The 10,635-nt window shown below is 69.6% G+C and carries 8 protein-coding genes and 3 pseudogenes; 7 read left to right on the forward strand and 4 right to left on the reverse strand.

Going from position 1 to position 10,635, the window contains the following annotated elements:
- The first annotated feature begins 32 nt into the window (after positions 1-32).
- The 4 genes from ACWF9Z_RS34110 (at position 33) to ACWF9Z_RS34125 (ending at position 5,399) form a co-directional block, all read left to right on the forward strand.
- On the forward strand, positions 33-245 hold the full coding sequence (locus tag ACWF9Z_RS34110; protein ID WP_453609072.1) for a hypothetical protein: 213 nt from the start codon (positions 33-35) through the stop codon (positions 243-245).
- A gap of 361 nt (positions 246-606) precedes the next feature.
- Positions 607-2,061, forward strand: coding sequence for an ATP-grasp domain-containing protein (locus ACWF9Z_RS34115; protein ID WP_453609073.1), 1,455 nt, complete (start codon positions 607-609; stop codon positions 2,059-2,061).
- A complete protein-coding gene (locus ACWF9Z_RS34120) occupies positions 2,058-4,058 on the forward strand; it encodes a PEP/pyruvate-binding domain-containing protein (RefSeq protein ID WP_453609075.1) in 2,001 nt (666 codons plus the stop codon). Before ACWF9Z_RS34115 ends, ACWF9Z_RS34120 begins: the two co-directional genes overlap by 4 nt.
- Positions 4,059-4,178: 120 nt before the next feature.
- On the forward strand, positions 4,179-5,399 hold the full coding sequence (locus tag ACWF9Z_RS34125; RefSeq protein ID WP_453609077.1) for an MFS transporter: 1,221 nt from the start codon (positions 4,179-4,181) through the stop codon (positions 5,397-5,399).
- Here the strand turns inward: ACWF9Z_RS34125 and ACWF9Z_RS34130 are convergent.
- Together ACWF9Z_RS34130 and ACWF9Z_RS34135 are read right to left on the reverse strand one after the other, a co-directional pair.
- Complete coding sequence (locus ACWF9Z_RS34130; RefSeq protein ID WP_453609079.1) at positions 5,390-6,457, reverse strand: PAS domain S-box protein; 1,068 nt, start codon at positions 6,455-6,457, stop codon at positions 5,390-5,392. The two genes, ACWF9Z_RS34125 and ACWF9Z_RS34130, sit on opposite strands and share 10 nt — an antisense overlap.
- Positions 6,458-7,067: 610 nt before the next feature.
- Positions 7,068-7,238, reverse strand: a complete 171-nt coding sequence (locus tag ACWF9Z_RS34135; RefSeq protein ID WP_453609082.1) for a hypothetical protein — start codon at positions 7,236-7,238, stop codon at positions 7,068-7,070.
- A gap of 275 nt (positions 7,239-7,513) precedes the next feature.
- Between ACWF9Z_RS34135 and ACWF9Z_RS34140 the strand changes: the two are divergent.
- The 3 genes and pseudogenes from ACWF9Z_RS34140 to ACWF9Z_RS34150 all read left to right on the forward strand — a co-directional run.
- Positions 7,514-7,891, forward strand: a pseudogene (locus ACWF9Z_RS34140) (transposase); the annotation flags it as partial.
- 173 nt (positions 7,892-8,064) lie between these two features.
- Complete coding sequence (locus ACWF9Z_RS34145) at positions 8,065-8,349, forward strand: hypothetical protein (protein ID WP_453609084.1); 285 nt, start codon at positions 8,065-8,067, stop codon at positions 8,347-8,349.
- 65 nt (positions 8,350-8,414) lie between these two features.
- Positions 8,415-9,080 (forward strand): hypothetical protein, encoded by a 666-nt coding sequence (locus tag ACWF9Z_RS34150; protein ID WP_453609087.1) that lies wholly within the window; start codon positions 8,415-8,417, stop codon positions 9,078-9,080.
- Between the two features lie 22 nt (positions 9,081-9,102).
- On the opposite strand, the pseudogene ACWF9Z_RS34155 reads toward ACWF9Z_RS34150, so the two are convergent.
- Both ACWF9Z_RS34155 and ACWF9Z_RS34160 read right to left on the reverse strand, forming a co-directional pair.
- Positions 9,103-9,948: pseudogene (locus ACWF9Z_RS34155) on the reverse strand (IS5 family transposase).
- Positions 9,908-10,201: pseudogene (locus tag ACWF9Z_RS34160) on the reverse strand (transposase); the annotation flags it as partial. The pseudogenes ACWF9Z_RS34160 and ACWF9Z_RS34155, both read right to left, overlap by 41 nt.
- Positions 10,202-10,635: the final 434 nt, after the last annotated feature.

Consider the following 10,635-nt stretch of genomic DNA (forward strand, 5'->3'; position numbering starts at 1 on the left):
GAACAGTTGGCTGGATCGTATGGAGGACCCCCGTGCCGCAGGACATCCACTTCGAGCTCGCCTTCCCGTTAGCGGTCAGCCCGGATCTGGACGGCGCTCGGCTGCGGAACCTCCGCTGGGTGCAGGGCCAGCTGATCACCAGCCGCGAGTCGTTGCACTGGTACGCGTCGTTGCACATGCCGTCTCTGGCCGCTTACGGATTCCCCTACGCCTTGGCCCGCAGCCGGATTTGTGCACCGACGTGATGGCCTTCTTCTTCGTCTTCGACGACCAGCTCGACGGCCCCCTCGGACGGGGCCCCCGACCGAGTCGCCGCGCTCTGCCAGAACTTGATCGACCTCGTCCACGGCGCAGCCACCCGGAATGCCCCGCGGACGCGTGATTCCCGCGGGCCCCGCGCGCATGGCTGAAACAGCCCCGTACCGGCCCCACTTGGTGAGCGCGGTTGTTTGGCGAACGCCTAACTGAGTAGGCGTACATCTGTGCGTCCGCCGATTTCCGTCGTGGTCTAGTTACCCCTGGTCCGTACGTGGTGACGCGGCGTACGGATCCTCCGCCGACGACGCCGTCGCGCCACGCGGCGTCCCCATCGACCTCAGGAGCATCATGACCCCGATCCTCTTCGTCTATGCCAAGGGCGGACCTCCTTTGGAGTACGCGGTCCCGCGCATGGCCGCCCACGCCGAGGTGCACGTCCTGGCGCTCGCGCCGCTGCCCCGGATCACCGAGTCGGTGTGGCTGCCCGGGTGCGCGTCGGTCACCACCGCCCCGCCGGGGGAGGGGGTGGAACTGGTCGATCTGATCTGTTCCCACGCCCGCCGCGTCGGTGCCGAGGCGCTGCTGACCCTGTCGGAGTACGCAGTGGTGGCCGTCGCCCACGCGAGCTTGCGGCTCGGTCTGCGCGGCGCCGGCGAACGGGTCGCGGGGGCGCGGGACAAGCGTCTGATGCGCCGGATATGGCGTGACGCCGGGGTGCCCGTTCCGGGGTTCGCCGAGGTCCACGCTCCGGAGGACATCACGGCCGCCTTCGAAACCCTGAGGCCGCCACTTCTTCTGAAGGCGGCCTGGAGCGCGGGTTCCACGGCCCATCTCACCGTGTGGAACGAGCAGCAGGCCGAGGAGGCCTGGAAGACCGGACGTTCCGTCATGGAAGCTTCCTCCGCACAGGGTTACGCGGAACTGCACGCCGCAGACGAGGGCGTCAACGATTTCCTGCTGGAGGAGATCGTGACTGGAGAGGCGTCCGACTGGTTCGACGGGGACGGGTGGGGCGACTACGTCAGCGTGGAGGGGATCGTCGCCGACGGCCGCTACCACCCGCTGTGCATCACTGGGCGGATGCCGACCATCGCGCCCTTCACCGAGCGGGCGAGCCTGGCTCCGGCCGCCCTGCCGATCGACTTGCAGCAGCGGATCGAGGAGGTATCGCGCGCCGCCGTGGACGCGCTCGGACTCGACACCTGCGCCACCCACACCGAGATCAAACTCGGCGCGGAGGGGGCCATGTGGCTGATCGAGACCGCGGCCCGATTCGGTGGGGTGATGACCACCCGGCAGGTGGAGACCGTCTTCGGGCTCGACATGATCGGCATGTTGGTGTGCCAGCTGCTCGGCCGGGAGGTCGCCTACCCGGAGCGGATGCTGACAGAGGGCGGGTGCGGGGGCGCGGGTGCGGGCGCCGCCGGATCGCTCGTCGTCTTCGCCGTCGACCCCGAGGGCAGGCCCTGGACCGAGCTCCCCGCCTGGGACTTCGAGTTCGTCGACTGGCCCTCCCTGGTCGCACCGGGATCCCGCGTGGAGCTGGTGCTCGAACACAGCCTCGCGCCGGGCAGCCCGGTCCCGCCGTACGAGGAGGCGGGAGGAGCCAATTCCATGGCCGCCCTGTGCTTCCTCACCGCCGAATCCGGGCCGGAGCTGCTGGCGGACTGCGGCCGCATCCTCGCGGCCCTGCCGAACGCCCTCGCCGCCCCGCGCGTCGCCCCCCACACCCCCGCCCCCGCCGCCCCCACCGAGCCCTCCGCCCTGTCCGTCGACCGCTCGACGCTCGGGGGCACCGCATGACGAACGCCGGAACCACCACTGCCGCGCCGTCCCCCCGGGGCGCCGCCGTGGACACCCTGCTCACGCTCCCCCTGTTCGAGCAGCTGGCCGGGGTGCTGGGCGGGCACCCGTACGTGAAGGTCGTCGTGGACCGCGACCAGGGCCTCTGGCACGTCCTCGACAGCGCCGTGCACTCCTTCCACGTCAACTACATAGCCACCGAGATCCAGGGGCTTACCCTCGAGCAGCTCGACGCCGAACTCGACCGCTTCAACCATGACGTCTACCAGGACCCCGCACGGCGCTTCCTGCTCGGCGTCCTGTCGCTGCACTCCCGGGGCGGCCCGGAGCGGGACGAGCCGTTCATGGTCCTGGAGACCACCGAGGCCGACACTATGGGCGCGGACCTGTTGATCGAGTTCCACGCCTTCGTACGGGCCCACCTCGATCCCGCGATGGAGCTGCTGCTGAAGCCGGCCAACCACGGACAGGAGAACGCCCTCGCGGCGGTGCCGGAGACCGTGGTGCCCCGTGCGCGGGGTCACGTGCTCCTGGCGACCGCGCCCTTCGTGCCGTTGACGCTCGCCTCGGCCACCGGCCGGCTCCGCGCCTTCGCCTCGGGCGAGGAATACCTGGCCGCCCGCGCGGACCTGACCTGGTACGACATCGTCGCCATGCCGGTGGTCCCCGACGACATCCCGCGGCTCGCCGGTCTGGTCAACGCCCAGCCCACCACGCCGCTGTCGCACACCAACATGCTGGCGGCCGGATGGGGCATCCCCAACGCCATCGTCCGCGGAATCCTCGACACGATCGCGGACGAGAAGCTGGACGGTGCCTGGGTCCGCTACGAGGTCACCGCCGGCGGGTTCACCATCGAGCGCGCCGAGGAGCCGTCGGACCTCGCCGAGCCGACGTGGCACACGCAGCGGGTGCGCCTCGACGCGCCGCACGTGACGGATGTACCGCTCGTGCCGCTGTCCGCGCTGCGCGCCGGCGACCGCAACCGTTACGGCACCAAAGCGGCCAACCTCGGGGAGCTGCACCACGTACTGCGCCATGGATCGGGCCGGCTGACCGGCTACTACTCCGTGCCCCGCCCGCCCCGGGCCGACCTGCTGGGCCACCTGGGAGCCCGGCTGGGGATGCCCGAGGACGGCGATCTCGCCCAGCACGCGAGCGAGTTCCTGACCCGGCACGTCCAGGCGCCGGCAGGCATCGCCATCCCCTTCTCCGTCCAACAGCGCTTCCTGGACTCCTCGCCGGCCGTGCAACAGAGCATCGGCAAGCTGAAGATGGCCCTGGAGCTGAACTCCATGGACGCCGCGGACACGGTCTGCCTCCAATTGCAGCACCTGGTGCGCACCCTCCCGGTGCCGGAGGACCTGGTGCACGCCCTGGACACACAGCTGGTCGAGCACCTGGCGGGCACGGGCCGCTTCGCCGTGCGGTCCTCCTCGAACGCCGAGGACCTGCCGGGATTCTCCGCTGCCGGGATCTACGAGTCCCACACCAAGGTCACCGATCTGCCCGGGCTGCTGGACGCCATCCGCCAGGTATGGGCCTCGCTGCTCTCCCCACGCAGCGTGCGGCTGCGCCACCAGGCCGGCATATCCCTGGACGACACCTACATGGGGGTGATCGTCCAGCGCTACGAGCCTTCCCCGCTCGGAGGCGTCATGGTCACTTGCAATCCGACCAACCGGGCCGACTTCCGCAACGTGTACCTCAACTGCGCGCACGGATCCACGGCCGACGTCGTCGACGGCCGGACGATGCCCCTGCAGTACCTGTACAACACGGTCGAGGGCGGCGGCCGCACGATCTCGCTGGGCGCGGCCACCGAGGACCTGCCGCAGGACACGCGGGCCCACCTGGGCCGGCTGGCTCTGGCGGGCCGCCTGCTCCAGTCCCATTACGCCACGGACTACACCTTCGCGGGGCCGCTCGACATCGAATGGCTGCTCGCGCCGGGAGGCGCGCTCCACATCCTTCAACTGCGCCCGTACAGCGCCTGACCCGTCCCTACTTCCACGCATACCGCCCCACCCACAGGTCCCACCCGAAGGTCACCCATGCCCATCTCCCTGCGCACGCGCGTGAAACGCCGCGTCCGTCCGCCCGCCGCGGTGCTCCGCGTGATCCGACTGAACAACGGGTTCCAGCTGTTGTTCAACCTGCTGTGGTGGATGCCGGTCTTCTACCAGTACCAGAAGCAGGCGGGCCTGTCGGACAGTCAGATCTTCGGCATCCAGAGCGTCTACTACGTGGCGTTCTGCCTGCTGGAGATACCCACCGGCTTCATCGCCGACCGCATCGGACAGCGCCGCTGCATGCAGCTCGGGGCGGCCGCGATGACCGCGGCGAACCTCATCCCGGTCGCCTCGCCGTCCTTCACGGGCTTCATGGCGCATTTTCTGGCCATCGCCGCCGCCCGCTCCCTGGTGTCGGGGGCCTCCAGCGCCTACCTGTACGAGTACCTGCACGAGCACGGCGCGGACGATCACTACGTACAGGCCGAGGGCACCGCCCGGGCGCTGGGCCTCTGGGCGAAGATCGCCTGCTGGCCGCTGGTCGGCGTCCTGATGCAGGTCCGGCACGAGGCCCCTTACGTGCTGACCGCGCTCTCCACGCTCGGTTCGCTGGCCTGCGCAGCGGCCCTCCCGGCGATCGCGGCCCGCCCGGCGATCGCGGCGCCCCGTGGGGGCGGTCACTCGCCCGCCGAGCCCGTCGGTCTCCTCGACTCGGCCCGCCAGGCCGCGAAGGTGCTCCGAACGTCACGGTCCCTCGGGCCCCTGATGGTGCAGGGCGTGGCCGTGTTCACACTCGCCCGCATCTGCCAGGTCAACCTCTTCCAACCGCTGCTCCTCGAAAAGCACCTTCCCGTCGCCGACCACGGTGCGGTGCTGTCGGCGATGACTGTCGCCGAGGCCGTGGGTTCGGCCAGAACCGGCTGGTTGCGCGGCAGGCTGTCCGATACCACCGTGGTGACCGTCCTCAGCGTGGTCATGGCACTCACGCTCGCGGCCACCACGCTGTCGGGGAGCTGGGGCACGATCCTGTGGCTGTGCGTGTTCGCCGCCGCGGCGGGCCTCGCGTACCCGGTGCAACGCAACCTGATCAACTCGGCCATCCCGCCGACCCCCTACCGGGCGACCCTGCTGTCGGTGGAATCCATCATCGACCGCGGCGTGTGCGCGCTGGTGGCGCTGGCGGTCGGAGCCTACCTGGCGGCGGACCACCTCGACGCGCTCCTCGTGCACGCGGCGGCGGGCACCTGTCTGCTGCTGCTCGTCGTGGGCGTCCTCCTGGGGCGGCTGCGTCGGGACGGGGCACCTCCGGCGGCCGATCAGTCCTGATACGGCGGGACGGCCGCGCGCGGCGGCCAGACCCTGGTGTCGAGGATGCCGAGGGTGTAGGCGCGCGCCACCAGGGCCGGGCGCGAGTCCGCGTCGAGCGCGACGCGCAGCCGGCGCAGGTGGTAGTCCAGGGCCTGGCGCGAGAGTCCCAGGTCGGTGGCGATGGATCCGTTGGAGCGGCCACCCGCCATGAGCGAGAGGACCCGCAGTTGCACGGGGCTGACCGGGACGGGGGCCCCGAACTCGACGCTGCGCGAGGTCAGTACGGCCGAGACCCGGTCGGGATCCCCCCGGCGCCTGACCACCGCGAGATCCGCGCGGAGCACGATGCTCTCGCCGGAGGCCGTGCCGCAGACCACGGAACACGTGCGCCGGGAGGCCTTGTCGGCGACGAGGTCCGCCCACGCGTGCCGGACCGCCCGAAGGTCCCCGCGCAGGTGCCCGATGGCGCGGCTGCCCTCCAGGGAGGCGCGGTCACCCCCGAGTAATTCCGCGACTCCTCCACTGACCCGCTGTACGCGGCCCCGCAGGTCCAGGGTCACGATCGCCAGGCCCGAACGCTCCCACAGGGCGTGGAGTTCCTCGACGGCGGCGGCCTTGTCCTCCAGGGCCCGGGCCTGGTCGGTGACGTCCGTGTAGATGCCGCCCACGCGGGGGCCCCGGCCGAGGTCCAGGACGAACCGGTGTCCGGTCACCTGGCGGGGCGTCCCGTCGGGGTGCCGGAAGACGAGGGTGTGACGCACGGGACGGCGCGACGACAGCACGTCGCGGTCCAATGCCCGGAACATGGCGGCGTCGTCGGGGGCGTCGATCTCCTCGACCGTCCGGCCGACCACGGCATACGGATCCAGGCCGTAGAGGTGGGCGTAGGCGGCGTTCACCCACAGGTACCGGCCCTGTCCGTCGCGGATGAAGGCGGCCGCAGGGGCGTACGAGGCGAGGGCCTCGAACCACCGCGCCGCTTCCGCAGTGTCCTGGTGCCCGCCCGCGGCGCGCGCAGACTCCCCGCCCCCGCCGACCGCCGACCGTACCTGCCCAGGTTCGTTCTTCGCGTACATGCCTGCTTCTGTCACTCGGGTTGCGGCTGATGCTGTGGGGGAGAGGTCAACTTAGCCGGTTTTGAGCGAGGTTGCGCGCACAGAAACCGGAATGGCCGGTACCACCTCCCTGGCGCGGGCCGGCACCCGAGGTCTCCAACCAGGCCGGCACCCGCGCCTGACCCCGTGCCGCCGGAGAAGGCCGACAGCGAGTCGCACACCGCGGCTTTGAACACGGTGCACATGTCGATCGCGACCACCTGGATCCCGGCCCGCCACTGGCGAGTCCGGGCGCCGCTCCACGCCGACACGCTCGCCGCGGTGAGGCTTTCGACCTGCCCCAGCAGCCCGGCGCCGCCGACCAGGTCAACCAGCCCGACAGGCCACCGGTCGGCGACGACTTCTCCGATCTGACCTCTGTCGGGCGCCTCGACCAGGCGGAACTTCGCCTTCCCGCTTCGGTCTCGTCTATCCCCAGGTGCGTCGCTGGCGGCGTGTCCTTCGGTAGCGCAGCCACGGCCGCGGCCGTGAACGCGGTGTTCGCCGCCGGCCACGACACCTCGAAGTAAGAGCATCACCAGCACTACGCAGTCGCCCCGTTTGGTAAGCAGGTGATGACCGGGAAGCCAGATCACATCCCGTATGGGTCGCTGAGGGCGAAGCGGACCGGGCCGAGCAGCCGGTGGACCAGCCCGGGGACTTTGTCCGTGATCGCGAGGGCTGCGCCAGCGAGCGCGACGGTCTTCTGCTCGTCGGAGAGGCTTCGGATCTTCTTTCCTGCCATTCGTGCTGCGCTCGACATGCGGTCTCCGCATGCCGGATCAAGTTGTTCGTGAGGACGGCACGTCCTGCGGATTGCGAGAGGTCCCGTGCCTCGTACCAAGCAGGGTCCTCACCGTCGGCCGGCCAGGCCCGTTCGTATGCATGGCGGATGGGCCAGGACGTCGGCCCGCGATGCCCTCTGCAGTCGTGCAGACAGGCTCGCGAGGGCCTTGAGCGAAACGTGGCTGGCAACTCGCTGGGACGTTCAGCTGTTCCGGGCAAGATCCCTGGGCTGCCGCGTGGGCAGCCCAGAAAGCCGTCGTGGTCACCGCTGCGAGCGTGTAGGGCTCGATCGTCGGCCAGACCCTCATCAACCGGGTCGCAGCCGAGGATCCCCCCATCCGCAAGACCTGCGTCGACGGTGGCTACCGCCAGCACCTCGTCGAGTACGCAGCCACCCTCGGCATCGACATGCACATCATCCGCCGCGACCACGCCACCAGGGGATTTGCCGTCCTGCCCCGTCGTTGGACCGTCGAGGGAACCCTCGGCTGGCTCATGAACCACCGCTGCCTGGCCCGCGACTACGAAGCCTGCCCACACCGTTCCGAAGCCGTGATCCACCTCGCGATGATCAACCTCATGACCCGCAGACTCACCGCCGAATCCACCCTCACCTGGCGCGGAGCATGAACCATCCTGGTCCCGGCAATTGGGGTTGAAACAACGGGATGAAGCGACCTCCGAGGACGAAGTGCCTTCGAGGTGGCCGTCGCCGCCGACTGCAGGGCCTCAGGCGCCTACGGTGCGGCCGGCGATCGGAGCGCCGAGACCCACACGCTGTTCCAGCTGGCCACCGGCCTTTGGTGGCCAGTCAGGAGCAGTCGGCCGTTCCGGTCCTGAGGCCGCTTCTCACGGCGTGTCGGCAGACGGGAGACCGCCCGCGCGAAGCGCAGGCGCTCCTGCTGCTCGGAGCCACGCTCGTCGACCTCGGCTCGTACTGGGAGGCCATTGGCATCACGGACCGGGCGCCCAGCCTGTGCCGCACGCTCGGCGACCTCGACGGAGCGGAACTGGCATCGGAGCAGCGGCAGAGCGCTTTGCGCGCCCTGGGCAGCGGCTGGGGGCGGTGGTGGGAGCGGCGCCGGTGAGACGACCCTGTGAGAGACTCTGCGGCACGTGCATGTCATGGACCGGACAATCGTGCACTCTCCCGGTGCACAAGAAGAAGGGCTGGGACACCATGAATGGATTCGCCTCCAAGGGTTTGGGCCGGGCGAGCCTTGCGCTCGCTGCGGCCCTGGCGTCGACCGTGCTCTGCGCCACCGTGAGTGCGGCGGCGCCCGGGGGAGCGGGCGGGGTCGCGGGTACGGACTCGGTCGCGAGTACGGTCGGCGAACGCGCCTGCCCCGTCGTGTACTTCGACCTGGGTGAGACCCTGGTGCACACCGCTGACGATGGCGCCATCACTTACCGGTCCGGAGCGGCCTCATATCTGCGGGCCTTGCGCGAGCGCCACATCACAATCGGCTTGATCACCAACGTGCCGCCTTCCTGGGGCACGACCGACGCGGAGCGAGCCGCCAGGCTGAAGAAGGAAGTCGACGCTACGTGGAAGGGCCCCGCGCCCTTCGCATGGGAGGACTTCGACGGGCGGATCCTCACCCCCCGCACCGAGGAGGAGCGCAAACCGGCCCCCGCTCTCTGGCAGCGCGCGAGGGCCGAGGCGGGAAACTGCCGTCTCGTCTACCAGGCGGAAACGGCCGAAGAGGTCGAGGTCGCCGCCTCGCAGGGCTATGTGCCCTACCAGGTCGGACAGCCCCACCGGCCCTCGTTCCTCCCGGTCGGGCTGGTCCAACTCCTTGGCCACCGCTCCTCCTGAGAGGTCGTTTTCGTCTGTTGTTTCATCCCGGAATGGCATGCTTGGTGGCCTTCTTCGGGTCGCGCCAGGAGATAGTGTTCTCGCTGGTAAGGCGGCGGGCCATGAGGTCGGTCATCGCGAGGTGAATCAGAGCTTCGGAGCGGGTGGGCCAGGGTTTCGTAGTCGCGGGCCAGGCGCCGTTGGAGCATGAGCCAGCCATAAGTTCGCTCGACCGCCCACCGCTTCGGGATGGGGGTGAAGCCCCTGGTCCCGGGCCTGCGGGCGGTGATCTCCATGTCGATGCCGAGAGTGGCGGCGTGCTCGACAAGGTGCTGGCGGTAGCCGCCGTCGACCCACACCCTGCGAACGCGGGGGTGGTCGGCGGCGACTTGGTCCATGAGCCGTGGGCCGGTGATGGAGTCCTGCACGCTCGCCGCGGTGACCAGCACGGCGAGGAGAAGTTCGAGGGTCTCGGTGACGATGTTCCGCTTCCTGCCGACGATCTTCTTTCCGGCGTCGATGCCCTGGCTGGAGGCGGGCACGCTGGTGGAGGTCTGACGCTCTGGGCGTCGATGACGCGGGCCGATGGCTCTGCGTCCCGGCCTTCCTTCTCCCGCAGGGTCTGCCTGAGCAGGCCGTTGAACTGGGCGAACACGCCCTCGTCGGCCCATTTGGCGAAGTAGCCGTAAACGGTGTTCCAGTGCGGGAAATCGTGCGGTAGATAGCGCCACTGGACTCCCGTGCGGTCCACGTACAAGATCGCGTCCATGATGTCGCGACAGGTCGTGCTCGGGCGGCCGACCGAAGTCGAGCGCCCTCCCTCGGCGCTCGAAACGCCAGGCCGCAAGAACAGCCAGGCGGTCGTCGCTCGCCCGGGGCAACGGCACACCCGCCACCGCGCGACGAAGCCGGGCGACATCGATCCGGCCCTGGTTGATCCCCGAGTACAGGGCTCCGTGCCCGCGTCGGTGTTCCGGCGCGAGCGCCAGGTCCACGAGGGTACGGACCGGTCCGTCGGTGCACAGCAGCGCATCACACAAGTCGAACAAGGCATCCGCCCGCGACGTCAGGCACGCGTACAGCTCTGACCGGAACCCCAACAACTTGGACAACGCGTCACGGTGGACGCTTTGCTCGACCAGTTCCACGATCCCGGCCTCCGTGCTGAATCAGCCCTGAGCACAGGATCGGGGCCCGGCCTCTCGCACGTCCGGTGAACTGGGGAAACTCCGAACCAGTTGGAGTCCAGTTCGACGCCGGTGGATAAGCGTGAAGGCAACTGCCTGTTTGTAATCCGGAGGTGCCCAAGACCGGATGGTCTGACGCCCTTGGGGTGCCCTGCCTGTGGGTGGCGGTCCATCCTGAGAGCGATTGGACCTGCCTGACCTGCTTGTCGGAGCGATCTGACACTCTGCTCGCCATGATTGATGACGACTTCATCGGCACTCAGGCACCGGTCCGCAGGATGGGGCCTCCCCCTGAGTGGTGGACACGCTGATACTGGATCTTGATTGATCCGGAGGAAGCGAGAAGACCACCGATGGCTCTGAAGGACTATTCGGACGAGTTCAAGGCC

It is taken from the genome of Streptomyces sp. NPDC054961 (assembly GCF_053609145.1).